Annotated in this window: 24 protein-coding genes and 1 other RNA gene; 13 read left to right on the top strand and 12 right to left on the bottom strand. The window is 72.1% G+C overall.

The window, feature by feature from the left end; translation table 11 throughout:
- Window positions 1–98 precede the first annotated feature (98 nt).
- The 6 genes from prfB (at window position 99) to AC1DX8_RS14705 (ending at window position 6,974) form a co-directional block, all read left to right on the top strand.
- A complete protein-coding gene (gene prfB, locus AC1DX8_RS14680; RefSeq protein ID WP_477630673.1) occupies window positions 99–1,214 on the top strand; it encodes a peptide chain release factor 2 in 1,116 nt (371 codons plus the stop codon).
- A gap of 156 nt (window positions 1,215–1,370) precedes the next feature.
- Window positions 1,371–2,060: a cell division ATP-binding protein FtsE gene (gene ftsE, locus AC1DX8_RS14685; protein ID WP_477630674.1), complete on the top strand. Its 690-nt coding sequence runs from the start codon at window positions 1,371–1,373 to the stop codon at window positions 2,058–2,060.
- Window positions 2,060–2,965 carry a permease-like cell division protein FtsX gene (ftsX, locus tag AC1DX8_RS14690; RefSeq protein ID WP_477630675.1) on the top strand — a complete coding sequence of 302 codons (906 nt, stop codon included), beginning with the start codon at window positions 2,060–2,062 and terminating at the stop codon, window positions 2,963–2,965. Before ftsE ends, ftsX begins: the two co-directional genes overlap by 1 nt.
- A 107-nt stretch (window positions 2,966–3,072) precedes the next feature.
- The gene (locus tag AC1DX8_RS14695; RefSeq protein ID WP_477630676.1) at window positions 3,073–4,437 is read left to right on the top strand and encodes a M23 family metallopeptidase; all 1,365 of its coding nucleotides are present in this window, start codon (window positions 3,073–3,075) and stop codon (window positions 4,435–4,437) included.
- Between the two features lie 79 nt (window positions 4,438–4,516).
- Entirely contained in the window at window positions 4,517–5,002 is a 486-nt protein-coding gene (gene smpB / locus AC1DX8_RS14700) for an SsrA-binding protein SmpB (protein WP_477630753.1), read from the top strand.
- 4 nt (window positions 5,003–5,006) lie between these two features.
- Window positions 5,007–6,974: a DUF2207 domain-containing protein gene (locus AC1DX8_RS14705; protein ID WP_477630677.1), complete on the top strand. Its 1,968-nt coding sequence runs from the start codon at window positions 5,007–5,009 to the stop codon at window positions 6,972–6,974.
- A 112-nt stretch (window positions 6,975–7,086) separates the two neighbouring features.
- Here the strand turns inward: AC1DX8_RS14705 and AC1DX8_RS14710 are convergent, their stop codons facing one another.
- The 3 genes from AC1DX8_RS14710 to AC1DX8_RS14720 all read right to left on the bottom strand — a co-directional run bounded on the left by AC1DX8_RS14710 (window position 7,087) and on the right by AC1DX8_RS14720 (window position 11,612).
- Window positions 7,087–7,260 (bottom strand): CsbD family protein, encoded by a 174-nt coding sequence (locus tag AC1DX8_RS14710; RefSeq protein ID WP_477630678.1) that lies wholly within the window; start codon window positions 7,258–7,260, stop codon window positions 7,087–7,089.
- A 138-nt stretch (window positions 7,261–7,398) separates the two neighbouring features.
- Entirely contained in the window at window positions 7,399–10,776 is a 3,378-nt protein-coding gene (locus AC1DX8_RS14715) for a pyruvate carboxylase (protein WP_477630679.1), read from the bottom strand.
- Window positions 10,777–10,952: 176 nt separating this feature from the next.
- A complete protein-coding gene (locus AC1DX8_RS14720; protein ID WP_477630680.1) occupies window positions 10,953–11,612 on the bottom strand; it encodes an NAD(P)-dependent oxidoreductase in 660 nt (219 codons plus the stop codon).
- 92 nt (window positions 11,613–11,704) lie between these two features.
- Between AC1DX8_RS14720 and AC1DX8_RS14725 the strand changes: the two genes are divergently transcribed.
- Together AC1DX8_RS14725 and AC1DX8_RS14730 are read left to right on the top strand one after the other, a co-directional pair.
- Window positions 11,705–12,088, top strand: coding sequence for a winged helix-turn-helix transcriptional regulator (locus tag AC1DX8_RS14725; RefSeq protein WP_477630681.1), 384 nt, complete (start codon window positions 11,705–11,707; stop codon window positions 12,086–12,088).
- A gap of 60 nt (window positions 12,089–12,148) precedes the next feature.
- On the top strand, window positions 12,149–12,919 hold the full coding sequence (locus AC1DX8_RS14730; protein ID WP_477630682.1) for a CAP domain-containing protein: 771 nt from the start codon (window positions 12,149–12,151) through the stop codon (window positions 12,917–12,919).
- Window positions 12,920–12,981: 62 nt separating this feature from the next.
- Here AC1DX8_RS14730 and AC1DX8_RS14735 read toward each other — a convergent pair whose 3' ends face one another.
- A complete protein-coding gene (locus AC1DX8_RS14735; RefSeq protein WP_477630683.1) occupies window positions 12,982–13,623 on the bottom strand; it encodes a fasciclin domain-containing protein in 642 nt (213 codons plus the stop codon).
- A 237-nt stretch (window positions 13,624–13,860) separates the two neighbouring features.
- Between AC1DX8_RS14735 and ssrA the strand changes: the two genes are divergently transcribed.
- Window positions 13,861–14,227: a transfer-messenger RNA gene (gene ssrA, locus AC1DX8_RS14740) on the top strand.
- A gap of 94 nt (window positions 14,228–14,321) precedes the next feature.
- Complete coding sequence (locus AC1DX8_RS14745; protein WP_477630684.1) at window positions 14,322–15,146, top strand: phosphatase PAP2 family protein; 825 nt, start codon at window positions 14,322–14,324, stop codon at window positions 15,144–15,146.
- A gap of 72 nt (window positions 15,147–15,218) precedes the next feature.
- On the opposite strand, the gene AC1DX8_RS14750 is transcribed toward AC1DX8_RS14745, so the two are convergent.
- The 7 genes from AC1DX8_RS14750 to AC1DX8_RS14780 form a co-directional block, all read right to left on the bottom strand.
- A complete protein-coding gene (locus tag AC1DX8_RS14750) occupies window positions 15,219–15,842 on the bottom strand; it encodes a hypothetical protein (protein WP_477630685.1) in 624 nt (207 codons plus the stop codon).
- Window positions 15,843–15,876: 34 nt separating this feature from the next.
- Window positions 15,877–16,542, bottom strand: a complete 666-nt coding sequence (locus AC1DX8_RS14755; protein WP_477630686.1) for a GTP cyclohydrolase II — start codon at window positions 16,540–16,542, stop codon at window positions 15,877–15,879.
- Complete coding sequence (locus AC1DX8_RS14760; protein WP_477630687.1) at window positions 16,529–17,248, bottom strand: RibD family protein; 720 nt, start codon at window positions 17,246–17,248, stop codon at window positions 16,529–16,531. The genes AC1DX8_RS14755 and AC1DX8_RS14760 overlap by 14 nt, the downstream gene beginning before the upstream one ends.
- The gene (locus tag AC1DX8_RS14765; protein ID WP_477630688.1) at window positions 17,241–18,266 is read right to left on the bottom strand and encodes a lysylphosphatidylglycerol synthase transmembrane domain-containing protein; all 1,026 of its coding nucleotides are present in this window, start codon (window positions 18,264–18,266) and stop codon (window positions 17,241–17,243) included. The genes AC1DX8_RS14760 and AC1DX8_RS14765 overlap by 8 nt, the downstream gene beginning before the upstream one ends.
- 86 nt (window positions 18,267–18,352) lie before the next feature.
- Window positions 18,353–19,474 (bottom strand): glycosyltransferase family 4 protein, encoded by a 1,122-nt coding sequence (locus AC1DX8_RS14770; protein WP_477630689.1) that lies wholly within the window; start codon window positions 19,472–19,474, stop codon window positions 18,353–18,355.
- Window positions 19,475–19,484: 10 nt separating this feature from the next.
- A complete protein-coding gene (locus AC1DX8_RS14775) occupies window positions 19,485–19,883 on the bottom strand; it encodes a 6-pyruvoyl trahydropterin synthase family protein (RefSeq protein ID WP_477630690.1) in 399 nt (132 codons plus the stop codon).
- Window positions 19,884–19,885: 2 nt separating this feature from the next.
- Complete coding sequence (locus tag AC1DX8_RS14780) at window positions 19,886–20,905, bottom strand: zinc-dependent alcohol dehydrogenase (RefSeq protein WP_477630691.1); 1,020 nt, start codon at window positions 20,903–20,905, stop codon at window positions 19,886–19,888.
- Window positions 20,906–20,996: 91 nt separating this feature from the next.
- On the opposite strand from AC1DX8_RS14780, the gene AC1DX8_RS14785 reads away from it, so the two are divergent.
- The 3 genes from AC1DX8_RS14785 (at window position 20,997) to AC1DX8_RS14795 (ending at window position 23,996) form a co-directional block, all read left to right on the top strand.
- Window positions 20,997–21,857 carry a CDP-alcohol phosphatidyltransferase family protein gene (locus tag AC1DX8_RS14785; protein WP_477630692.1) on the top strand — a complete coding sequence of 287 codons (861 nt, stop codon included), beginning with the start codon at window positions 20,997–20,999 and terminating at the stop codon, window positions 21,855–21,857.
- Complete coding sequence (locus AC1DX8_RS14790) at window positions 21,854–23,548, top strand: alkaline phosphatase family protein (RefSeq protein WP_477630693.1); 1,695 nt, start codon at window positions 21,854–21,856, stop codon at window positions 23,546–23,548. Before AC1DX8_RS14785 ends, AC1DX8_RS14790 begins: the two co-directional genes overlap by 4 nt.
- Before the next feature lie 70 nt (window positions 23,549–23,618).
- On the top strand, window positions 23,619–23,996 hold the full coding sequence (locus AC1DX8_RS14795; RefSeq protein ID WP_477630694.1) for a hypothetical protein: 378 nt from the start codon (window positions 23,619–23,621) through the stop codon (window positions 23,994–23,996).
- Between the two features lie 27 nt (window positions 23,997–24,023).
- Here AC1DX8_RS14795 and AC1DX8_RS14800 read toward each other — a convergent pair whose 3' ends face one another.
- Window positions 24,024–25,700, bottom strand: coding sequence for a long-chain-fatty-acid--CoA ligase (locus AC1DX8_RS14800; RefSeq protein ID WP_477630695.1), 1,677 nt, complete (start codon window positions 25,698–25,700; stop codon window positions 24,024–24,026).
- Window positions 25,701–25,748: the final 48 nt, after the last annotated feature.

Consider the following 25,748-nt stretch of genomic DNA (forward strand, 5'->3'; position numbering starts at 1 on the left):
GCCTGGGCCTGGGGCCGGGCCCCGGCGCGGCCCCAGGCACACGACGCAGCGGGTCAGGGGTGAGGAGGGTGCCCGTCGGTGCCATAGAGTTGGTTCTCGTGGCCGTCGACTTCCAGCAAGAGATCAAGAACCTCCGCAACACCATGGACTCCGTGCGTGAGGTGACCGACCTGGCCTCCGTCCAGGCGCAGATCACCGAGCTCGAGGCGATGGCGTCGGCCCCCGACCTCTGGGACGACCCCGAGGCCGCCCAGCAGGTCACCTCCGCCCTCTCGCGGGCCAACTCCGAGTACGAGCGCGTCACCGGCATGGACCAGCGGATCGACGACCTCGAGACGCTGGTCGAGATGGGCACCGAGGACGGCGGCGACGCCGACACCATGCTCGAGGCCGAGAAGGAGCTCGTCTCCCTGCAGAAGGCGGTCGGCGAGCTCGAGGTGCGCACGCTGCTGTCGGGGGAGTACGACTCCCGGGAGGCGGTCGTGACGATCCGGTCCGGGGCCGGTGGCGTCGATGCCGCCGACTTCGCCGAGATGCTCATGCGCATGTACCTGCGCTGGGCGGAGCGGCACGGCTACCCGACCCAGGTCATGGACACCTCCTACGCCGAGGAGGCCGGGCTGAAGTCGGCCACCTTCGAGGTCAACGTGCCCTACGCGTTCGGCAACCTGTCGGTCGAGGCCGGCACCCACCGCCTCGTGCGGATCAGCCCCTTCGACAACCAGGGCCGACGCCAGACGAGCTTCGCGGCGGTCGAGGTCATCCCGCTCATCGAGCAGACCGACTCGATCGAGATCCCCGAGAACGAGATCAAGGTCGACGTCTTCCGCTCCAGCGGTCCCGGTGGCCAGAGCGTCAACACCACCGACTCCGCGGTCCGGATGACCCACATCCCCACCGGCATCGTCGTCTCGATGCAGAACGAGAAGTCGCAGATCCAGAACCGCGCCGCCGCGCTGCGGGTGCTCCAGTCACGGCTGCTCCTCCAGCGCCAGGCCGAGGAGGCCGCCGAGCGCAAGGAGATGGCCGGCGACGTCAAGGCATCGTGGGGCGACCAGATGCGCTCCTACGTCCTGCAGCCGTACCAGATGGTCAAGGACCTGCGCACCGAGTTCGAGGTCGGCAACCCTGCGGCCGTCTTCGACGGCGACATCGACGGCTTCATCGAGGCCGGCGTGCGGTGGCGCAAGGAGCAGCAGAAGCTCGAGGGCTGACCCGCCCCGCACCGCCGGGCCGCAACGCCGAGGAGGCGGGGCTGCACGGCATACCAAGGTTCGCGACCTATCCTCGGGTGCGTCGTGCGCTGCCAGCGCGCGGCCGGCGTCCCGTATGCCGTCCCCGTCCCTCTCGGTAAGGCTCACCTCTCGCGCATGATCCGTTTCGAGAACGTCGGCAAGGTCTATCCCCGGTCCACCCGACCGGCGCTGAGCGACATCAACCTCGAGGTCGAGCGCGGGGAGTTCGTGTTCGTCGTGGGCGCCTCCGGCTCCGGCAAGTCCACCCTGCTGCGCCTGGTCCTCAAGGAGGAGGGCGTCACGCAGGGGACGGTGCTGGTCGCGGGCCAGGAGGTCGGGAGCCTTCCCTCGCGGAAGGTGCCGCGCCTGCGCCGCGAGATCGGCACGGTCTTCCAGGACTTCCGCCTGCTGCCGAACAAGAACGTCTACCAGAACGTCGCCTTCGCGCTGCAGGTGCTCGGCCGCTCGGGGCACGCCATCCGCCAGGTCGTCCCCGAGACGCTGGAGATGGTCGGGCTCGAGGGCAAGGAGAAGCGCCTGCCCCACGAGCTGTCGGGTGGCGAGCAGCAGCGCGTCGCCATCGCGCGCGCGTTCGTCAACAAGCCACCGATCCTGCTCTGCGACGAGCCGACCGGAAACCTCGACCCCACCACCAGCCTCGACATCGTGCGGCTGCTCGACCGGATCAACCGCACCGGCACGACCATCGTGATGGCCACCCACGACGACGACATCGTCGACCAGCTGCGCAAGCGGGTCGTCGAGCTGCGCAACGGCCACATCGTCCGAGATGAGAACAAGGGCGTCTACGGGAGTGGTCGCTGATGCGCATCCAGTTCATGCTCAGCGAGATCTGGATCGGCCTGCGCCGGAACCTGTCCATCGCCGTCTCGGTGATGCTGGTGACGATGGTGTCGGTCTACCTCATGGGCATCGGGTTCCTCGCCCAGGGCCAGGTCAACACGCTCAAGGGCTACTGGTACGACCGCATCCAGGTCTCGATCTTCATGTGTGGCAAGGACTCCCTCGACGTCAACTGTGACGGCAAGGCCGTCACCGACGAGCAGCGCAACGCCCTGCGGGAGCAGCTCGACGAGATGAAGCCCTTGGTCAAGAACGTCTACTACGAGTCCGAGCAGCAGGCCTTCGACCGGTTCAAGGAGCAGTACCGCAACTCCCCGCTCTCGGACTACCTCCAGGTCGGCGACATCCCGCAGAACTTCCGCGTGCAGCTGTCCGACCCCAAGAAGTACGACGTGGTGGTGAGCGCGTTCGAGGGAGCCCCCGGCGTGGGGCGCGTGCAGGACCAGCAGAAGACCCTCGACAAGCTGTTCACGGTGATGAACGTCGTCACCATCGGGTCGCTGTTCCTGGCCGGGTTGATGGTGCTCTGCTCGATCCTGCTGATGGCCACGACGATCCGGCAGGCGGCGTTCAGCAGACGCCGCGAGACCGGGATCATGAAGCTGGTCGGCGCCTCGAACTTCACCATCCGCCTGCCCTTCGTGATGGAGACGGTGCTCGCTGCCCTCACCGGCACGGGTCTGGCCATCGCCGGGCTCTGGGTGACCGCCGACTCGCTGCTCCCGAAGGTCTCCGCGGTCCTGCAGGACGCCCCGCTGGTCGGCACCACGGACATCTGGTTCGTGGCGCCCTGGCTGGTCGGGTTCATGCTCGTGGTCTCGGTGCTCACCTCGTGGGCCACCCTGCGCCGCTACCTGCGCGTCTGACGGCGCCGCCACCCGCGCGTCTGACGGCGGGGCCAGATCCGGGCGACCGGCAACTCACAGGTCGCAATCCCCGGAAACGGGTGTGGTTTGTGTTACCAATGAGGCCTATGAGCGCAATCCCCCCGCCTCGTCGCGCCCTTCACCGCCTCGGTCCCGTGTCCCACCGGGTCCGCATGCTGGCTCTCGGGCTGGCGGTGCTGTGTTCCGTCGGTGTCGCCACCCCCTCGCTGGCGGCCGCTCCGGTGCTCGGGTCCACTGCCCAGACGGCCCCGGGCGCCACCGACCCGAACAAGGCGAAGAAGCAGGTCGACCAGCAGATCGAGTCCCTCAAGGGGGAGCTCGAGGACAGCTCGGCCAGCCTCAAGAACGCCTACCTCGCCCTGAGCCGCACCCAGGCCGCGCTGCCGGGCGCACAGGCCGCGCTCGACCAGGCCACGGCGACGGTGTCGAAGGCGGATGCGCTCAACGACGAGATGGCGGTGCGGCTCGAGGTCGCCCAGGCCAACGAGGCGCGTGCGGTCGACGAGCTGGCAGCGACCCGCGCCAAGCTCGCCGAGACCCGCACCCGCGTCGCCCGGTTCGCCGCGCAGCTGTACCAGGACCAGGGGATGGGCCAGCTCTCGGTGGCCCTCAGCGCGACCACACCGGACGACTTCGCCAACCGCATCGCGATGAACGACACCGTGATGGACGTGCAGAACCAGTCGCTCACCCGCCTGGCCACCGCTCGGGCCGCCGCGACCGCGCAGGAGTCGCACATCAAGGCGCTCAAGGTGCAGGTCCAGGCAGCCAAGCAGCAGGCCGAGGTGGCCTTGGCCAAGGCGCAGCAGGCCAGGGCCGCCGCTGCCAGTGCCAAGCAGCAGCTCGACGCCCTCGCGGCCCAGCAGGCCCGTCAGTCCCGGGCCCTCGAGGCCCAGGTCCGGACCGAGAAGGCCCAGCTCGACGCGGCCCAGGCCGAGCAGCGCCGGTTGCAGCAGATCCTCGTGGCGCGGGCCCGTGCGGCCAAGGCTGCCGCCGCCGCTCGAGCCGCGGCGCTGCGCCGGGCCGGCCGGGCGGTGCCTGCGCCGAGCAGCTCCTCCGGTGGCTACCTGTCCGCTCCCTCCGACGGCTGGATCTCCTCCGAGTTCGGGATGCGCTTCCACCCGATCCTGCACTACTGGCGCCTGCACGCCGGGCGCGACTACGCGGCCGACTGCGGCACGCCGATCAGGGCCGCGGCAGCGGGTCGCGTCATCTCGGCCGGCTGGGCCGGCGGCTACGGCAACCGGATCGAGATCGACCACGGCATCATCAACGGTGTCGACCTGGTCACCGCGTACAACCACATGAGCAAGTACGCCGTGCACGGCGGCCGCGTCGCGCGCGGCCAGATCATCGGCTACGTCGGGACGACGGGTTCGTCCACCGGGTGCCACCTGCACTTCGAGACCTACGAGGACGGTGTCCCGAAGGACCCGCGGCGCTGGCTCTGAGGTCGGGTAGCGTTGCCTCGCCGGGGTCGGCTCCCGACCCCACGGCGACGCAGCGATGACCGAAGGACGTGGACGGGCAGTGGCCAAGGAACAGGGTCGCAAGGTGGTGGCGAGCAACAAGAAGGCGCGCCACGACTACCTCATCGAGGACACCTTCGAGGCCGGTCTCGTCCTGATGGGCACCGAGGTGAAGTCGCTGCGGATGGGCCGTGCCTCGCTCATCGACGGCTACGCCGCCTGGCGGGGCGACGAGCTGTGGCTCGAGGGTGTGCACATCCCCGAGTACGTCAACGGCAACTGGACGAACCACACACCTCGGCGGCGTCGCAAGCTGCTGCTCCATCGCGCCGAGCTCGCCAAGATCATGAAGAAGTCCTCCGAGAGCGGGCACACGATCGTCCCGCTCCAGCTCTACTTCAAGGACGGCAAGGCCAAGGTCGAGATCGCCGTCGCGAAGGGCAAGAAGCAGTACGACAAGCGCCAGGCCCTGCGCGAGCGCCAGGACACCCGTGACACGCAGCGTGCCCTCAGCCAGGCCCGCCGCACCTCGGCCGAGGGCCGCTAGGGGCATGCGGGTGCGCGGGGGCAGGCGCCGGTATGCCGCCGGGGCGGGTCTCGCGGTGCTGTTCGCCGCCGCCGCGATGGTCGCCGGCGCCGCCAGCTCGGTCGCGGCCGCCGCCGGTTCGGTCACGGGCAGCGCCAGCTCGGTCGCGGCTGCACCGTCCGACGACCTCGCCACCCGGTTCCACGTCGACATCACCGCCAACCAGGACGGCTCCCTGGACGTCGCCGAGACCATCACCTGGCACTTCCCGCAGGGGCAGGAGCGACACGGCATCGAGCGCTTCGTCACGGTGCGGGTCGGCTACCAGGACCGCGCGGACACCTACCGCGAGTACCCGCTCTCCGACGTCACGGCCACCTCGCCCTCCGGAGCGCCTGCCGACGTGTCGGTCAGCGACGCCACCGACGGGTCGTCCGTGCGCATCCGCGTGGGCCGGGCCGACCAGACCGTGAGCGGCACCCAGACCTACGTCGTGCGCTACCACCTCGGCGCCTACGTCAACGGCTTCCCCGACCACGCCGAGGTCTACTACAACCTGGTGGACGCCGCCGACGACAACGTCTACGAGGACGTCAGCGCCACGGTGACCGGCCCCGGCGCGAGCGACCGCGCACAGTGCTTCATCGGGGAGTTCGGGTCCACCCAGCGCTGCACCGCCACCCCGGGTGCCAGCGCCCAGTTCAGTGCCCCGAGGGCGGGGGCCGGCCAGGGTGTCTCCATCCTGGCGTCGCTGCCCGTCGACGGGTTCGGCACCCTCGACCCGGTGCTCCACGAGGGACAGGTGACGAACGACGGCGTCGTGGTCACGTCCACGACGTCCAAGGCGCTCGGCGCCCTCGCTGCCGGGGCCGGGGTCACGCTGCCGCTGCTGGCCGCGGGGCTGATGGGGGTGCTGGTCTACACCCGCGGGCGCGACGAGCAGTACGCCGGGCTCACCCCCGGCCTCAGCCCGGTGGTGGGCGAGGAGGGCCACGTCGTGCGGGGCCGCAGCGGCCCGGTGGCGGTCCGGTTCACCCCACCCGACGGTGTGCAGCCGGGACTCGTGGGCACGGTCATCGACGAGACGGCCAACACCATCGACGTGTCCGCCACCCTCATCGACCTCGCCGCCCGCGGACACCTGACGATCGCCGAGGAGGACGGGGGGTTCCTGCAGGGGAAGGACTGGCGGCTGACCCGCACCACCCCCACGGCCGACCAGGCCCGCACGGCGTTGCTCCCCTACGAGGAGGCGCTGCTGGTCGGGATCTTCGAGAACGGCCCGACCCGCACCCTCTCGAGCCTCAAGAACCACTTCAAGCCCACCCTGAGCCGGGTCCAGCAGCTGATGTACGACGAGGTGGTGCGTCGGGGCTGGTTCCGCCGGTCCCCGGAGTCGCAGCGCGCGGGCTGGACGGCGCTCGGCGGGGTCATGGTCGTCGGGTCGTTCTTCCTGTTCTTCTGGCTCAACGGCCCGCTGTCGCAGCTCGGCGCGGGCACGGGCCTGCCGATCCCCCCGGCGTTCGTGCTGCTCGGCGGCCTGGTGCTCGCCGGGCTCATCGTCGGGTTCCTCGGCCAGCGGATGGCGGCCCGCACGGCCGAGGGCAGTGCCGTGCTCGCCCAGTCCGAGGGGTTCAAGCAGTACCTCGTGACGGCCGAGGCAGCCCAGATCAAGTGGGAGGAGGCGCAGGACATCTTCAGCCGCTACCTCCCCTACGCGATCGTGTTCGGCGTCGCCTCGCAGTGGGCGGCCACCTTCCGTCAGGTGAGCGAGGCGGCTGCCGCTGCAGGGCACTCGCTGTCGGCCCCGCTCTGGTACGTCGGCGCGGGCGGCTTCGACTACGACGGCATCGCCCGCGACATGGACTCGTTCGCGACCACCGCGGGCGGCACCTTCACCAGCACCCCGGGCAGCTCGGGCGGCTCGGGCTTCTCCGGCGGTGGGGGCTTCTCCGGTGGCGGGGGGGGCGGCAGCTCCGGCGGCTCCTGGTAGACCCCCCCCGGGGGTCACCTCGGGGCGCCGCGGGCCGGCCCCCAAACACAGGTATGCCGCGCGCGACCCCTTGAACCCAAGAGGTTCGCGCGCGGCATACCTGGGTGCGGGCTCAGTTCTTGAAGGCGTCCTTGACCTTCTCGCCGGCCTGCTTCAGATCAGCCTCGGTCTGGTCGGCCTTGCCCTCGGCCTCGAGGCGCTCGTTGTCGGTCACCTTGCCGGTGGCCTCCTTGGCCTCGCCGGTCACCTTGTCCTTGGCGTTGTCGAGCTTGTCGTCCAGTCCCATGGGGACCTCCTCTGTCGGATGCGATCGGGTGGATTCGTGCTTCGCGACAGCAGCCGCTTCTTGACCGCCTGCCCCTCGACCGTAACCCGAATCGGACATATCCGCAGGTCAGGGGACCTGAGAAGGTGCGCCCGGGGGCTAGCCGAGCACGAGAATGAGGTCGCCGCCCTCCACCTGCTGCTGCGAACCGATGGCGAGCCGCCGCACCGCGCCCGCCACGGGAGCGGTGATGTTGGCCTCCATCTTCATCGCCTCGATCGTGGCCACGACCGCGCCCGCCTCGACCGTCGCACCCTCCTCGACCGCGAGGCTGACCACTCCTGCGAACGGCGCCGCGACCTGGCCCTTGGCCGACGGGTCGGCCTTCTCCGCGGCCTTGACGTCCACCGCGATCCGCTCGTCGCGCACCTGCACGGGACGCAGCTGCCCACCCATGGTGAACATCACCGTGCGCATGCCGCGGTCGTCGGCGTCCGACACCGACTGGAGGCCGAGCAGCAGGCGCTTGCCGGGCTCGAGGTCGATCTCGTGCTCGAACCCCACCTCGAGCCCGTGGAGGAACTCGCGGGTGCCGAGGACGGCCAGGTCGGAGTAGGCGTCGCGCGACTTCTCGAACTCGCTCGTCGGGCCGGGGAAGAGCAACCGGTTGAGGGTGTGCCTGGGGTCGGCCCGCAGGGCCTCGCGGTCGTCGTCGCCGAGCTCGGTGACCCGCGGCTTCGGCGTCCGACCCTCGAGGGCCTTGGAGCGGAACGGCTCCGGCCAGCCGCCGGGAGGGTCACCCAGCTCGCCGGACAGGAAGCCGATGACGGAGTCGGGGATGTCGTACTTCGTCGGGTTGGCCTCGAAGTTGGCCGGGTCGGCCTTGGCGCCGACCAGTGCGAGGGCGAGGTCGCCGACGACCTTGCTGCTCGGCGTGACCTTGACGATGTTGCCGAGGATGCGGTTGGCCGCGGCATACATGTCCTCGACCTCCTCGAAGTGGTCGCCGAGCCCGAGGGCGATGGCCTGCTGGCGCAGGTTCGAGAGCTGGCCGCCCGGGATCTCGTGCGTGTAGACGCGACCGGTCGGGGAGGGCAGGCCGGACTCGAACGGGAAGTACAGCTGCCGGACCGCCTCCCAGTAGGGCTCGAGGTCGTTGACCGCCGCGAGGTCCAGCCCCGTGGCGCGGGCCGTCCCGTCGGTGGCCGCCACCAGGCTCGACATGGGCGGCTGCGACGTGGTGCCGGCCATCGCGGCGCTCGCGACGTCGACCGCGTCCACCCCGGCGTCGATCGCCGCGAGCAGGGTGGCCAGCTGTCCACCGGCGGTGTCGTGGGTGTGCAGGTGCACGGGCTGGTCGAAGCGCTCGCGCAGGGCCGTGACGAGGGTGCGGGCCGCAGGTGCGCGCAGGAGCCCGGCCATGTCCTTGATGGCGATCACATGGGCGCCGGCCTCGGCGATCTGCTCGGCCAGGTGCAGGTAGTAGTCGAGGGTGTAGAGCTTCTCGTGCGGGCTGGTCAGGTCACCGGTGTAGCACAGCGCGACCTCCGCGACCGCGGTGCCGGTGGCGCGGACCGCCTCGATGGCCGGGCGCATCTGGTCGACGTCGTTGAGGGCGTCGAAGATGCGGAAGATGTCGATGCCCGTGCTGGCGGCCTCGGTGACGAAGGCGTCGGTCACCTCGGTGGGGTAGGGCGTGTAACCCACGGTGTTGCGGCCCCGGAGCAGCATCTGCAGCGGCAGGTTGGGCATCGCCTCGCGGAGCGCGGCCAGCCGGTCCCACGGGTCCTCCGCGAGGAAGCGGAGCGCCACGTCGTAGGTCGCACCGCCCCACGCCTCGACCGACAGCAGCTGCGGCGTGAGCCGGGCCACGTGGGGCGCCACGTGCATGAGGTCACGAGTGCGCACCCGGGTGGCCAGGAGCGACTGGTGGGCGTCGCGGAAGGTGGTCTCGGTGACGGCCACGGGCACCTGCGCCCGCAGCTCCTCGGCAAAGGCCTGCGGGCCGAGGCGGAGCAACCGGTCCCGAGCGCCGGGCGGCGGGGGAGTGGACCGGTCGATCGCCGGGAGCTTGGAGCGCGGCGAGACCCGGGTGCGGCCCGGTCCGTGCGGCTGGTTGACCGTGACGTCGGCGAGGTAGGTGAGCAGCTTGGTCCCGCGGTCGGCCGGGATCCGTGCGGTGCGCAGGTCGGGGCGCTCGTCGATGAACGACGTCGAGAGCCGTCCCGCCTGGAAGTCGGGCTCCTCCAGCAGGGCCTGGAGGAACGGGATGTTGGTCGAGACGCCGCGGATCCGGAACTCCGCCAGGGCCCGGCGGGCGCGTCGCACGGCCGTGGGGAAGTCGCGGCCCCGGCAGGTCAGCTTGACCAGCATCGAGTCGAAGTGGGCCCCGATCTCGGCTCCCACGAACACGGTGCCGCCGTCGAGCCGCACGCCGGCCCCACCCRCGGAGCGGTAGGTGGTGATGCGACCGGTGTCGGGCCGGAACTCGTTGGCCGGGTCCTCGGTGGTGATGCGGCACTGGAGCGCGGCGCCGCGGATCTGCAGGGTGTCCTGCGAGAGCCCGAGGTCGGCGAGGGTCTCGCCGCTGGCGATGCGCAGCTGCGAGCTCACCAGGTCGACGTCGGTGATCTCCTCGGTGACGGTGTGCTCGACCTGGATGCGCGGGTTCATCTCGATGAAGACGTAGCGACCGTCGGGGGAGAGGAGGAACTCGACGGTGCCCGCGTTGACGTAGCCGATCTCCTTGGCGAACGCCACGGCGTGGGCGCACATCCGCTCGCGCAGCTCGGGGTCGAGGTTGGGGGCGGGGGCGATCTCCACGACCTTCTGGTGGCGTCGCTGCACCGAGCAGTCGCGCTCGAACAGGTGGATGACGTTGCCCTCGCCGTCGGCGAGGATCTGCACCTCGATGTGGCGGGGCTTGACCACGGCCTGCTCGAGGAAGACGGTCGGGTCACCGAAAGCCGACTCGGCCTCCCGCATGCAGGCCTCGAGCGCCTCGCGCAGGTCCTCCCGGCGCTCGACCCGGCGCATCCCGCGGCCACCGCCACCGGCGACGGCCTTGGCGAAGATCGGGAAGCCGATCTCCTCGGCCGCGGCGACGAGGGTGTCGAGGTCGGTGCTGGGCTCGGCGCTCTGGAGCGTGGGGAGACCGGCCTTCTTGGCCGCGGCGATGGCCCGGGCCTTGTTGCCGGTGAGGTGCAGCACCGAGGCGGGCGGTCCGACGAACGTGACCCCGGCCCGCGCGCAGGCCTCCGCCAGGTCGGGGTTCTCGGAGAGGAAGCCGTAGCCGGGGTAGATGGCGTCCGCCCCGGCCTCGACGGCCGTGCGCACGATCGCCTCCGGGTCGAGGTAGGCGCGGACCGGGTGGCCCTGCTCCCCGATCCGGTAGGCCTCGTCGGCCTTCAGGACGTGCTCGGACTTGCGGTCCTCGTAGGGGAACACGGCGACCGTCTTGGCGCTGAGCTCGGTGGCGGCGCGGAACGCGCGGACCGCGATCTCACCCCGGTTCGCGACGAGGACCTTGCTGAACACTTGACCTCCAGGGGGTCGGCACCCGGGAGGTGGGGGTGCCGGCGAAGTTCGAGGAGCATGCGGGACGGACAGCGTGCTCTCGATCCTAGTGAGGTCCCGACTCGTGAGACGGCCCGCCCGCGATGCGGACGGGCCGACTCCTGGGTATGCCGGCTCGCCGACGGCCGCGGTCGACGTCAGTGGGCGACGGTGAACCGCTGGCGGCGGTGGCGCGGCTGCTCCAGCTCGTCGACGAGGGCGACCGCGTAGTCCTCGGCGCTGACCGAGTCACCGGCCGGGGTGTCGAGCGCCACCTGGTAGCTGCCCGTGCGCTCGCCCGGCGTGATCACCGGGGCGGGTGACACGAAGGTCCAGTCCAGGTCCTCCGGAGCCGCACGGAAGAGCTCCAGGGCCGCCGCGCCCGAGGCGGCTTCGGCGGCATACTCCGGCGGGAAACCGGGGGAGTCGAGCAGGCGGGTGCCGTCGGGGGTCAGCAGCGAACCGGCGCCGCCCACGAAGAGCACGCGCGCCCCGATCGCGTGGTCGACGAGGTTCTGCACCGCAGCCAGCCACGGTTCGTGGCTCTCGCCGGTGCGGCTGGGGCCGGTGGCGGAGAGCACGACGTCGTGGCTGGTGGCGGCCTCCTTGACCGTGGTCGCGTCGGCCAGGTCGCCGGTGGCGGCCGTGACGCCGGCGGGGAGCTGGCTGCCGCCGCGGGTGTAGCCGGTGACCTCGTGGCCGCGCGAGACGGCCTCGGCCGCGATCCGCGAGCCGATCATGCCGCTGGCGCCGAAGAGGGCGATCCGCAGCGCGCTCGTGCGGGGGCTGGTGCTGGTCGCGGGGGTGGGTGTCGTCACGGTGGTGCCTTTCGTCGATGTGGCTGGAAGCAGGCTGTCTGCCGCACAGTAACTATTGGTAACTGAGCACTTCAACGTGCTATAAGTACCTCATGGTTACCAAGCGGGACGTCCTGGCGCGCGGCAACGCCTTCGACCCCGACTGCCCCACCCGGGTCGTCCTCGACCGGATCGGTGACAAGTGGACGGTCCTGGTCATCGGCGCGCTGATGGCCGGACCGTTGCGCTTCACCGCGCTGCGACAGCGGGTTGGCGGCGTGGCGCCCAAGGTGCTCACGCAGACCCTGCGGGCGATGGAGCGGGACGGTCTGCTCACCCGCACGGTCTTCGCCCAAGTGCCGCCGCGGGTGGACTACGCGCTCACCGACCTCGGCGTCTCGCTGGGTGGTCCGATCGCCGTGCTGACCGACTGGGCCGAGTCGAACGTCGGCCGGATCGTGGCCGCCAGGGACGATTTCGAGGCCCAGGGGGCGTAGGTTGGGCGACCGGCCCACCCACGGCCACGCCCCACGCTCCCCGCTCGAGGAGATCCCCCCGTGACCGGCACCGCACCACCCCCGCGCCGACGCCCGACCCGACGCCCGACCCGCCACCTGACGTGCTGCCTGTCTGCGCTCGCCCTGCTGGCGGTCGGTGCCTGTGCGCAGAGCGCCGACCGGGCCGCGGGGCCGACCCACGCCACGACGTCGACGACCTCCGGGGCCGCATCGAGCACGACGACGGGCAGCACCACCACGACCACTCGGCCGACGACCGCCACAGCCCGCCCGTCGGCGTCGCGTCCGAAGCCGGTCACGAGCACCCCGAAGCCGTCACCCAAGCCCCCGCCCAAGCCATCACCCAAGCCCTCGCCCAAGCCATCACCCAAGCCCTCGCCCAAGCCATCACCCAAGCCCACGCCGACGCCGTCACCCACGCCGTCGAGCGGCGGGGTGGCCGGGCAGGTCCTGTCGCTGGTCAACTCCGAACGAGCCAAGGCGGGCTGCGCTGCGGTGCGGGCGAACGCCGCGCTCCAGACCGCCGCGCAGCGACACAGCGCCGACATGGCAGCGCACGACTACTTCTCGCACACCAGCCTGGACGGACGCACCTTCGCCGACCGCATCCGGGCAGCCGGCTACCGGGGCAGCACGCTCGGCGAGAACATCGCCGCGGGGCAGAGCACGGCCGCCGCCGTGATGCGGTCGTGGATGGCCAGCTCCGGTCACCGGGCGAACATCCTCAACTGTTCCTTCACCGCCCTCGGCGTCGGGCACGCGACCGGCGGTTCGTACGGGCACTACTGGACGCAGGACTTCGGGGGGTGACCAGGCCGCGGGCGCTCGCTGCAGCGCCCGCGGCCGGTCGTCCTCCCGGTCGGTGGTCCCGGTCAGAGGTCGAGCGGTCGCAGCACCTCCGAGATCCCGTGCGCGATCTGGACGTTGCCCTTGTTGAGGTTCGGACGCACCACGTAGGGGTTGCGGTCGGTGGGGTCGGCGTCCACCAGCGACACGAAGCACCCGCCGACGACGTCGACCGTCACGGTCCCGCCCGAGGCGGTGGTGAGGACCGCACCATCGGCCTTCAGCGCCTGGCGGTAGGTGATCGTGGCCCCCGGGACCACGTGGTAGAGCAGGACCGCCTCGACGGTGTCGATGCCCAGCGAGGCGACGTCGGCGAAGACTGCCGACTCCGACGTGTAGTGCTTGCCGGTCAGGTCGGACGCGAGGTTGCGGAAGGCCCGGTCCGTGGGCAGGAACGCCGTGAGGGGGACCGACCCGTCAGCCAGGACCCCGACGGGCGAGCCTGGCTTGGCGGTCAGCACTGCCGTGACCGCGTTGTCGACGATGTCGAAGTCGTTCCAGTTGCGGTCGAAGCCGGCGCCGTCCTTGGCGAGCACCGCGGCCAGGCTGCGGGTGCCCGTCGTGGCGTGCTCGGACTCGTGCGCCGAGGCCGATGGGGCGCTGACGAAGGCGGCCGTGCCGGCGAGGCCGAAGGCCGCCACCGCTGTCATGAAGCGTCGAGCGAACATGCTTGTCCTCCAGGTTCCACTGCGGTGTGGTGGTCCCGGACCGCGGTCACCGCTGGCCGCCGATCCGGACCCTGCACGTGCCATTCGGATCCGCTCCCGAACCGGATTGGACAAACCTTGGGCACACCGAGCCCGCTCCGGAAATGCGTACGGAGCCGTCGGTGTTGGACGGTAGGCTGGGAGAGCAGCACCAACTGAACAGTGGACGTGTGAACACCCCTGCACTCGCAGGAGCACGGGGGTGATCGGTTTCGACATTGGTCGGCATTTCAGGGGAAGCGGGTCGAGGATGCCCGGTTATCTCGTTAACGATCTGGGCAAACCAATAGGTGCCGATTCCAAGCGCACCGACTTCGCCCTCGCCGCCTGAGCGAGCTCCGAAGTCCGTCAGCCTGAGCTAGTTCTCGACTCAGTGTCTGGCGTCAGCTAGAGAACTTGCTGCGTAGTCATGTCGGGGGACTGCGCGGGACTCTTACTCGACTGGGCCTGTCAGTGGACGTGTGCGTGCGAGCACTGGGGCCGAGAAATTCCTTAGCGCACTGCACCCGGAGAAGTCCTGGATTCCCGTCAGTGGACGCGGGTTCAATTCCCGCCACCTCCACCACCGCGGTGTTCACACGTCAGTTCAGCCACGAAGGCCCGGTCGTTCGCGACCGGGCCTTCGTGGTGTCCGGACACGGCTTTGCAAGGATGGGGCGGTGCTGCACGACGACACCCCCGCCGAGGAACGGATCGGGTCACGGGACCTGACCGACTGGCGCACGCCTGCGGGTCGGCGGCTGGCCGGCTGGGTCGTCGCCCACGCGGCGGGCCTCGCGCGGTGGAGCGCCGCGCACCTCGTGCTCGTCGTGACGGCGGTCGTCGGCGGCGCGGTGGCCGTCGCGCTCACCGCCGTGGCCGCGGAGGTCTACGACGCCGTGACCGAGGCCGATGGCATCGCCGGGCTCGACCAGCCCGTGCTCGACCAGGCGATCGCCTGGCGGTCGCCCGGCCTGGACCACGCGGTCACGCTCTACACCGACATCGGCGGCCCGGTGGGGATGCCGATCCTCGCCACCCTGGCGACCCTGCTGATGGTCTGGCGCTGGCGCTCGCGGACGCCGTTCGTGCTCGTGCTGATCGCGGCGGCGGGCTCGCTGGCCATGACCACGACCGGCAAGGCGCTGATCGGGCGGACCCGGCCGCCGCTGTCGGAGGCCGTGCCGCCGTACGAGACCTCACCCAGCTTTCCCAGCGGGCACACCCTCAACGCCACGGTCATCACGGCGGTCCTCGTCTACCTGCTGCTGCGACGGCTCGACTCGGCGTGGGCGCGGACGACGACGATCGCGGTCGGCGCCGTCTTCGCCCTGTCGATGGGGCTGAGCCGGGTCTTCCTCGGCCACCACTGGCTGACCGACGTGGTGGCGGGGTGGGCGCTCGGGCTCGGGTGGGCCGCTGCCGTGGTCACGGCGCACCGGCTGTTCCTGACGGTGCGGCGCCGCGCGCCGCGACAGGGCCCGGAGCCGGCGCCGGTCGGCTGACCTCGGCCACGACCCGTCGAGCTCGGCCACGACCCGTCGAGCTCGGCGTCGGTGAGGCGACCTCGACCGTGGTCAGGCGAGGTCGGCGACCCAGTGGTCGCCTTCCTCGCGGAAGCCGAGCCGGGCGTAGTAGGGGTTGACCATCCCGGGCGGCGTCGCGATCTGGCGGATCCCCTTGCCGCGGAACAGTCCGCTGCTGCGGTAGACGAACTCCCCGGGGGAGAAGTCCCGGAAGCGTGGCGTCACGTAGTCGAGCTCCACCTGGGCGACGCCGTCCCCGGCGTCGCGGACCACGACCACCCCGACGGTTTCGTTACCCCGCTCGACGAGGTAGGCGCTGCGACCCGAGCCGAGGGCCCCGGCGTCGAACTGGGGGAAGTACCTGCGGATGTCGGCGCCCTGCACCTTGAGGAAGTGCTGGAGGTACGACTCGTCCGGCCCCACGGCGACGACCTCGTAGACGGACTCGTCACCGCGTTCACGCAGCAGCTTGGTGATCATCCAGACGTTGATGCCGGCCGTCACCGTGTTCATCCCCACCATCGGCCAGACGTGGAGCATCGCGTTGAAGACGATGAGCGTGCAGCTCGCGGTGAGGTTGAGCAGCCTGAAGCGCAGCACGCGCTGTTGGAGGAGGGAGAAGATGAGCAGGGCGGAGCCTGCCCACCCCAGGGCCTGGATGGACCACGACGTCATGCCCGCAGTCTGCCAGCGGGGACGTCCCGGCGGATCACCCCCAGAGCCCGTCGTCGGGGAGGAGCGGGCCCTGGCCGCCCACGGCATACCGGCCCTGCTTGGTGGCGAGGTAGCGACCGTTCGCGTCGGACCGGTGCAGTCCGGTCGACACCCGCTCCGTCACCGCCACCCCGCGGGCCTCGAGCTGGGCGACCTTGTCGGCGTTGTTGGTCAGGAGCGCCACCCGGTGGACCCCGAGGGCGCCCAGCATCTGGGCCGCCACGGTGTAGTCGCGGGCGTCCTCGGCATAGCCGAGGGCCAGGTTCGCCTCGTAGGTGTCGAGGCCTTCGTCCTGGAGCACGTAGGCGTCGAGCTTGGGGTAGAGGCCGATGCCGCGGCCTTCCTGGCGCAGGTACAGCAGCAGCCCGCCCTCCTCGGCGAGTCGGCGCAGCGCCTCGTCGAGCTGCGGCCCACAGTCGCACCGACGACTGCCCAGGACGTCACCGGTGAGGCACTCGCTGTGCAGCCGGGTGAGCGGTGGTCGGTGCAACGACGACCCGGCGACCGGGCGGTCCGCCCACCCGCCCAGCGCCAGGGCGAGGTGCTCGCGACCGTCGCACAGACCGGTGAAGGTGAAGGCCCGCGCCGTCGTGCGGAAGCCGTCGGCGAGGGTGAGGGGGAGGGTGACCTGCGTGCGGATCGCGGCGTCAGGAGGGGCCATGGCGGCCAGTCCGTCCGAGCCCGTCGAACCGGGGTGACAGCGCGTACCGCAGCAGCGCCACGTCACCGATGTGACGGACCTCCACGAGATCCGCCCGGTGCTCCGGCGACCAGGGGAAGCGGGCGTCGCCGACGAACCGGCGGGCGCGGGCGTCCCCGACGAAGAGGGGGGCGACCACGAGCTGGAGCTCGTCGGCGAGGTCTTCGCTGAGCAGCTGCGTGAGGACCGAACCACCACCCTCCACCATGAGGCGTCCCACCCCGCGCCTGCCCAGGTCCTCCACGACCCACCGCAGGGTCACCGGGTCACCGGCGTCCACCACGGTGGCCGCGCCGTCGAGACGGGCCCGAGCCGCGTCCACCGCCCCGGCCCGGCAGTAGACGAGCTTCTCGACCTCTCCGGGGGCGAAGAAGGCGGCGTCGCGGTCGAGGTCTGCTCCGGTCGTGACCGTGACCTTCGTGGGCGACGGCGGACAGCCACGGGCGGCGCGTGCGGCCCGTCGCTCGGCCGAGCGGACCAGCAGGCGCGGGTTGTCGTTGCGGATCGTGGCGGCGCCGACGAGGATCGCGTCGCACTCGGCGCGCTCGGCGTCGACCCGGTCGAAGTCGGCCGCGTTCGACAGCTGCAGCCGACCCGAGGTGGCGCTGTCGAGGTAGCCGTCCATGGAGATGCTGCAGCTGAGGAGGGTGTAGGGACGGTCAGCCACTCGCGACCTCCTCGGCGACGCCACCGGCGGCCGGGCGTCGGCGTGCCCGCCCGTGGGAGACCGCCAGCACGACGGCGCCCGGCAGGCTCGCCGCGAGGACGAGCACCCCGTAGACGACCGCCGTGGACAGGCCTGCCTCGGCACCCAGCCCAGCAGCCCCGAACCCCCACGCCGCCACTCCCTCGCGCGGACCCCACCCCGCGAGGTTCGTCGGGACGACCATCGCGATGAGCACGACGAACGCCAGGGGCACGAGCCGGCTCGCCGAGGCGGTCGATCCGGCCGTGCGTGCCGCCACGAGGAACGTGAGCACGTGACCGGTGACCGCCAGGGCCGAGGCGAGCGCGACGAGCGGCCAGGTGCGACGGGCGAGCAGCCCCGTGCGGACGTCTGCCACCCACACGGCACCGAGCCGGGCCTGGTCCTGACGTCGCGGCGGTCGTCGCGCCGACCTCGTCGACCCGAGCCAGGCACCGAGCAGGGCGACCGCTGCCCCAGCCCACAGCCAGCCGAGACCGGGTCGTACCGGCGAGGGCAGGACCGACAGCACCACGAGGGCCATCACTCCCTGCACCACCTGACCGGCGGCCCGCTCCAGGACCACGGAGCGCAGGCCCCGACCGGCGCTGCCGGTGCGACGACCGTGGCGCACCCCCCGGTGCACGTCGCCGAGGATGCCGCCCGGGGTGGCCGTGTTGAGGAACTGCGAGCGGTAGCAGGCGGCCACCGCTGCGCCCAGCGGGACCCGCGCTCCGATGGCGGTGGCCACGAGACTCCATCGCCAGGCCGCGCAGAGGGTGCTGAGGGCGGTGAGGACGAGCGCGGCGCCCAGCGCCCGGGCGTCGATGGCGCCGACGGCGTGCAGCGACTGGTCCACGCCCAGTCGCCACACCAGGACGCCGAGGACCGCAGCGCCGCCGAGCCGACGCGCCAGGGGGGACCGGGCCAGGCGGCGCCCGGCCCTCGCCACCGTGTCCCCGGCGCGCGGACGGTGGTCGGGGCGGTCGGTCACCGTCATGGGAGGCGCCTCTCGAGGTCGGGTGCGGTGGGCCCGGTGTGGCTGTGGCCCTGCACCAACACCTACGTATGCCGCCCGGCTGCGGTTCACCGGCTCGCCTGCCCGACGCGCGGTGGCGAAGCCGGCCGACCGGCGTCGGCGAGCACGTCCGACACCTGGCGAGCGGTCGCCGACCACGGCTCCAGCGTCGCCCTGCGCTGTCGGGCGGCGCTGCGCAGGCGGTCGCGCAGGCCCGGGTTGTCGAGCCACGACCGCAGCGCGATCCCGAGCGCGTCGGGTGCGGGGTCCACGAGGATGCCGGGTCGGCCGGCGCCGGGGACGCTGCCGAGGGCCTCCTCGATGCCGCCGACTGCCGTCGCCACGACGGGCACCGCGCGGGCCAACGCCTCGGTCACGACCAACCCGTAGGTCTCGATCCGCGACGGCACGACGAGGAGGTCGGTCGCGGCATACTCACGCTCGAGGTCCGCGCTGCCCAGCGGCCCGGTGAACGTGACCCGGTCGGCGATCCCGGCGTCCCGGCACCTCGCCCGGAGGCGGTCCACGTGGTCGGGCGCGAGGTCGAGGGCTCCTGCGCACACCAGCCGCCACGGACGGTCACCCAGCGACGCGAGGGCGTCCACGAGCTCGGGGTGGCCCTTGGCCGGCACCACCGCGCCGACGCAGAGCAGGGCACCGCCCGAGGCGGACCCGGTGCCCGGTCGGGCCCGCGCGACGCCCGGCCGAGCCACGTGCACGCGGTGGGGGTCCAGGCCATAGGTGGCCAGGAGCCAGTCGGACGTCCACCCGCTGGTGGTCAGGACGGCGGTCGCCGCCTGGAGGACCTCGCGTTCGTCGTCGGCGGTCGAGCGCGTCAGCTCCAGCTCTGCGCGCGTGGCGTCAACCGCCGAAGGGTTCCCGAGCGGGAGGTGCACGAGCACGACCAGGCGCAGTGCCGTCGCGGCAGGCACGAGCACGTCAGGGTGGCCGGAGGCGAGCAGGCCGTCGACGAGGACCAGTGCGTCACGAGGCAGTGCCGCGAGCGTGCGCGCGAGGCCCGCGACGGCCCCCGCGCCGGGACGGGGCCATCGTCCGGGCAGGCGGTGCACGCGGACGACCCACCCGAGGTCCTGCAGGCCTGCGCAGACGCGGCGGTCGTAGGTGTTGCCACCGCTCGGTCGGGCCGGGTCGTCGAGCGAGTCGGGGACGACCACGTGGACCGTCGTCACGGCAGCCGGCTCACAGCTCGCGCTCGTAGCTGGCCCACGCCACGGGCGACTCCGAAAGGGTCACGGTGATCGCGCCGATCCCGAGAGCGGTGGCGCCGAGGTCGCCCGCATGGACCCGGTCGGCGAGGCGGTCGGCGACGAGCTTGGCGAGGGCCTCCGTCGTCGTGTTGCCACCGGTCAACGTCGGGTCCTCGTCGAGGTTGCGGTAGTTGAGGTCGGCCAGCACCTCGTGCAGCTGGTCACCGGCGCGGCCGATGTCCACCACGATCCCGTCGTCGTCGAGGTCCGCGCGGTGGAAGGTCGCGTCGACGACGTACGTGGCGCCGTGCAGTGACTGCGCGGGACCGAAGACCTCGCCGCGAAAGCTGTGGGCGATCATGATGTGGTCCCGCACCGTCACTCTGAACACGTCTACCCCTGTTGGTCGGTGGCGTCGTCGGCGCCCTCGTAGGTGATGAGGTGGCAGATCGCCGGAGTGCGTCCGTCCGAGAGACGTGCCATGGTCGCCGGGAGTTCATCGAACGCCGACCGTCCCGTGACGAGCGAGTCGAAGGCGGGGTCCTGCAGCAGGTAGAGGGCAAGGGCGAGCCGATCTGCCGGGGTGCGACGTGACCGACGGGCCGGGGAGACCGCGCCCACCTGGCTGGCGCGGATGGCGAGGCGGCCCGAGTGGAACGACCCGCCCAGCCCGATGGTGACCTCGCGGTCGCCGTACCAGCTGAGCTCGAGGACCTCGCCCTCGGAGGCGAGGAGGGACAGCGAGAGCTGCAGACCCTCGGCGGTGGCACTGGTGTGCACCACGAGGTCGTGGGCGCCGTTCCCTGGACCTGCCGCGGCGTCGGCGGGCAGCGCGAAGTCCACCCCGAGCGCGGCCGCGACCGCGGCCCGCGTGGGATCGACGTCGACAAGGGTGGTGTGGACGCCGGGCATGCCGGACAGCAGGCGTGCGACACAGCAGCCGACCATGCCCGCGCCGACCACCGCGACCCGGTCACCCACGAGCGGGGCCGCGTCCCACAGCGCGTTGACCGCCGTCTCGACCGTTCCGGCCAGGACGGCCCGTTCGGGCGGCACGCCCTCGGGCACCACGACGACGGCTGCGGCCGGGACGACATACCTGGTCTGGTGGGGGTAGAGGCAGAAGACCAGCCGCCCCCGCAGGGGTGCGGGACCCTCCTCGACGATCCCCACGTTGAGGTAGCCGTACTTCACCGGCCCGGGGAAGTCGCCCTCCTGGAAGGGCGCCCGCATGGTGGCGTACTGGCTCACGGGCACCCGGCCCTCGAAGACCAGCACCTCGGTGCCGCGGCTGACCGCTGAGTGGACGGTGCGGACGAGCACCTCGTCCGCACCGGGTGAGGGCACCGTGATCGGCCGGACCTCGCCCACCCCGGGTGCGGTCAGCCAGTATGCGCGTGCAGCCCCGGACACGGCCCCACCCTAGCGACCGCCCGGTGTGCCGGCCGGTGAACCCGCGTACCGGCTGCGCCGTCCTAGGGTCAGGCTCGGGAGAGGTGGAGGTGTGGTGCGCACGAGGGCAGTCCGTGCAGGTCTGGCGATCCCGGTGGTTCCGCTCGCCGTGCAGTGTGCGCTGCTGGGCGCCCTCCTCTGGATGCTGGCACCCGGACCGCGAGACCTCGGTGGTGTGCCGGGCTTCGCTGCGGGGGCAGGCGTCGGGGTCGCCGTCGCGTGCACCGTGGTCGGGTGGGTCCTGCTCGTGCGAGCGCTGGCGGGCCACGGTCGGCGGAGCCTGGGGCCGGCGGACCACGTCACGGTCACGCGCGGCACGCTCGCCTGCGTCGTCGCGGCGCTGACCACGACCGCGCTCCTCGACCCCGCGTCCACCGGGCCCTCGGGACCAGCGACCAGGACGCCCCTGGTGGTGCTCGCGACCGTGGCGCTGCTGCTCGACGCAGTCGATGGCCGGGTCGCACGACTCACCCGGACGGCGACGGACCTCGGCGCGCGGCTGGACATGGAGGTCGACGCCTTCCTGATCCTCGTCCTGAGCGTCGCCGCGTCGCAGGTGCTCGGCCTGTGGGTGCTGGCCCTCGGTCTCTTCCGCTACGCGTTCGTGCTCGGCACGCGCGTCGCCCCGTGGCTGGGCGGCCCGGTCCCACCGCGCTACTGGCGCAAGGCGGTCGCGGCGCTCCAGGGGATCGCGCTGACGATCGCGTCGGACGCGGTCCTGCCGCGTCCCCTCCTCGTCGGGGCCGTCGGGGTGGCCTTGCTCCTGCTCGCGTGGTCGTTCGCCACCCAGGGGGCCGAGCTGTGGCGAGAGCGGACCCGGTCCACCCCGGACGGCGGACGGGTGGGGGTGGTCCTCCCGGCCGCCCCGGTCGTGGACGCCCGGCCCGCGCGGCAGGTCCGGACCGCTCCGTGAGCGCACCTGTCCCTGTCGACCGGGGGCGCCCGGGGCGTCGGCTCCGCGGTGGCCTCGTGACAGCGGTCGGGCTGCTGCCGCTCCTCGTCGTGTGGCTGGTGCTCGTGGCGCCCGACGACCCGGCCGACGAGCCGCTCACCTGGGTGCTCCGGCTGCCGGTCGAGCCCGTCCTGCTCGTGCTGCTGTTCCTCGTGGTCCCCAGCGCGTGGCGCCACCGGGCGGCCCTGGCGGTGGGGGCGCTGCTCGGCGTGCTGACCCTCGGGAAGCTCCTCGACATCGGGTTCACCACGGCCTTGCGTCGACCCTTTGACCTCCTGGCCGACTGGACCTACCTGCGGTCCGCTCGCGACCTGGCCCGTGACTCGGTCGGGGCACCGTGGGCCACGGTGGCGCTGGTCGGGGCCGGCCTCCTCGTCGTCACGCTGCTCCTGGCCGTGCCGTGGCGGATGGGCAGGCTCGAGCGTCGCCTCGACCCGCACCTGGAGCGGCACCGGGGTGGGTGGGCGCGCGCCCTCGTCGTGATGGCCACGGTGTGGGTGGTGGCTGCGGTGTCACAGGTGCAGGTGGCACCGGGACTCCCGCTGGCCTCCAGCTCGTCGGTGGGCCTCGTCGCCGACCACGTCACCCAGACGCGCACGGGGCTGCGTGACCGCGCCACGTTCGCCAGGGCCGTGGCCACCGACCCGTTCGCGCGAACGCCCGCGGCCGACCTGCTGACCGCGCTGCGGGGCAAGGACGTGTTGGTCGTCTTCGTCGAGAGCTACGGGGAGGTGGCGGTGACGGGGGCGCCGGCACCGGCCGGCGTCGGCCCGACACTCGACCGCGCCACGACCCAGCTGGCGGCGGCGGGCTACTCGACCCGCAGCGCGTGGCTCGACTCGCCCACCTTCGGCGGCACCAGCTGGTTGGCGCACTCCACCCTGCAGTCGGGCGTCTGGGTCGACAGCCAGCGCCGGTACGACCAGCTCGTCGCCACCGACCGACTGACCCTCAGCGGGGCCTTCGGCAGGGCCGGGTGGCGCACCGTGGTGGACATCCCCTCCAACCACGAGGACTGGCCCACGGCGACGTCGTTCTACCACTACGACCAGGTCTACGACGCCCGCAACGTCGGGTATGCCGGGCCACCGTTCGGCTACGCGACGATGCCGGACCAGTACACCCTCAAGGCGTTCGCCGACCGTGAGCTCACCGCCCGTCCTCGTGCCCCGGTGATGGCCGAGATCGACCTCGTCACCAGCCACCTCCCGTGGGCGCCGCTGCCACGGCTCGTCCCCTGGGACTCCATCGGTGACGGGTCGGTGTTCGGGCCCATCCGCGACCGGGCCGCCACCAGGGCGCAGGTGTGGCGCGACCCGGCCTCGGTGCGGGCGGCGTACGCCGAGTCGGTGTCCTACTCGATCGAGAGCCTCGTGGGCCTCGTGCAGCAGGCCCACGACGACGACCTCGTGCTGCTAGTCCTCGGCGACCACCAGCCGTCCGGCGTCGTGTCGGGCCCGCAGGCGAGCCACCGGGTGCCCATCACCCTGGTCGCGCACGACCCAGCGGTGACGGCGCGCATCGCCGGCTGGGGGTGGCAGGACGGGATGCGCCCCACCGGATCGGCGCCGGTGTGGCGGATGGATGCCTTCCGAGACCGGGTGCTCACCGCGTTCGGCCCGCTCCCGAGCACCGTCGAAGGCGCGCGCTGAACCCCGGGCAGGGCTGGTCCGTCCTCATGACAGGGGCCGGGATCAGGCCTGGCCAGTCAAGGAGGTCACCATGAAGTGGCGCGCACTGGGTGCCGTGGCGCTGGTCGTGTCTGCGGCCGTCCACCTCAAGCTCTGGTTCGGAGGAGTGCGCGACCAGTCGGTCGGCCCCGCGTTCCTCGTCAACGTCGTGGCCGGGGTCGTCATCGCGGTCCTGTTGCTGACCTGGCACCACTGGGTGCCGGCCTTCCTCACCCTGGGCTTCGGCCTGTCGACGCTCGGCGCGTTCATCATCTCCGCGACCGTCGGGCTGATGGGGGTCCACACCCACTGGGAGGGCTTCGCGGTCTTCGCCGCTGCCGTCTCCGAGGTGATCTGCATCGGCGTGGGCGCTGCCCTGCTGCTCGGAGCCCGGGCACACCGGCCCGTGGTGAGGAGTCGGGCGGTCTAGGCGTACGCCCTCGGGGACCCCGCGTGCTCAGCCCGCGACGAGGGAGTCGCGCACCTGCCTGCGCAGGACCTTGCCGATGAGTGAGCGCGGCAGCTCCTCGACCTCGACGACGCGTCGCGGCACCTTGTAGGCGGCCAGGTGGGCGCGGCAGTGCTCGCGCAGCCCCTCACTGTCGAGCGTCGTCCCGGGCGCGAGCTGCACCGCGGCGACCACGTCCTCGCTCCCGTCGCTGCGGGGGATGCCCACGACGGCGGCGTCGACCACGTCCGGGTGCTGACGCAGGACGCCCTCGACCTCGGAGGGCATCACGTTGAAGCCGCCGGTGATGATGATCTCCTTGAGGCGGTCCACGATCGAGACGAACCCGTCGCGGTCGACCTCGACGATGTCACCGGTGCGGAACCAGCCGTCCCCGATCAGGGCCTTGCGCGTCTCGTCGGGCTTCTCCCAGTAGCCACCGAACACCTGCGGCCCGCGGATGAGGAGCTCACCCCGCTCGCCGGGTGCCCGGTCGGTCGTGGCGTCGGCCGGGTCGACCACCCGGATGTCGGTGTTGGGGAAAGGAACGCCGATCGCGCCGGGCCTCCGGGCCTGGCCCAGGGGGTTGCCGATGGCCACGGGGGAGGTCTCGGTGAGGCCGTAGCCCTCGATGAGCAGGCCCCCGGTGACGCGTTCCCAGAGCTCGAGGGTGCTGGCCGGGAGCGACATGGCACCCGAGATGGCGTAGCGCACCGAGGTGAGGTCGACGCCGCGCTCCTCCGCCGCGCGGGCCAGGCGCTCGTAGATGGGCGGGACGGCCGGGAGGAACGTCGGCGGGTGCTTGCGTGCTGCGGCGAGCACGAGGTCGACGTCGAACCGTGGGAAGAGCACGAGCCGGGCGCCGATGCTGAGGGCGAAGGTGAGGCAGAGCGTGAGGCCGTAGGCGTGGAACATCGGCAGCACCGCATAGATCACCTCCCGACCGTCGACCAGTCCGGGCACCCACGCCCGACCCTGCGCCGCGTTGGTCCGCAGGTTCCGGTGCGTGAGCATGGCGCCCTTGGGCACGCCCGTGGTCCCGCTCGTGTACTGGATGACCGCGAGGTCGCTCGCTCGCGGTCGAGGATGGCCCTCGGGGAGCTCGCCGTGCGTGAGCAGCTGCTGCCACGGGACCGTGTCGGGGGCAGGAGCGGTCAGCGCCGCGCGCGACGCACGCGCCTTCGGCACCGGCAGCCGGAGGGCCAGCCGGGTGGCCGTTCGCATGGCGCGGGTGAGGTCGACGGAGATGATCGTGGCCACGCTGCCCGACCCCCTCACCAGGGGCACAGCCTTGTCCCACACGATCGCGACCGTCGCCCGGTGGTCGGCGAACTGGTGCGCCATCTCGGACGCGGTGTAGAGCGGGTTGTGCTCGACCACGACGGCGCCCAGCCGCAGGACGGCGTGGAAGGCGACGATGTGCTGGGGACAGTTGGGCAGGACGAGCGCCACGCGGTCGCCAGCCACGACGCCGAGCTGCCGGAGTCCTTCGGCCGCCGCGCGCACGTGGGCGCCCAAGGCCCGGAACGTCGTCTCGGCGCCGAAGAACTCGAGCGCGACCTTCGTGTCGAAGCGCGCCACCGACGTCTCGAAGAGGTCGACCAAGGAGGCGTCGGGGACATCGACGTCGGCCGGGACTCCCTCTGCGTACTGCTCGACCCAGGTGCGCTCCAAGCCGTCGCTCATCTGCGCCCGCCTTCGTGTCGTCCACCGCTGCGTGCGGCTGGCGTCAGT

The organism is Pedococcus sp. P2_A3 (assembly GCF_056405035.1).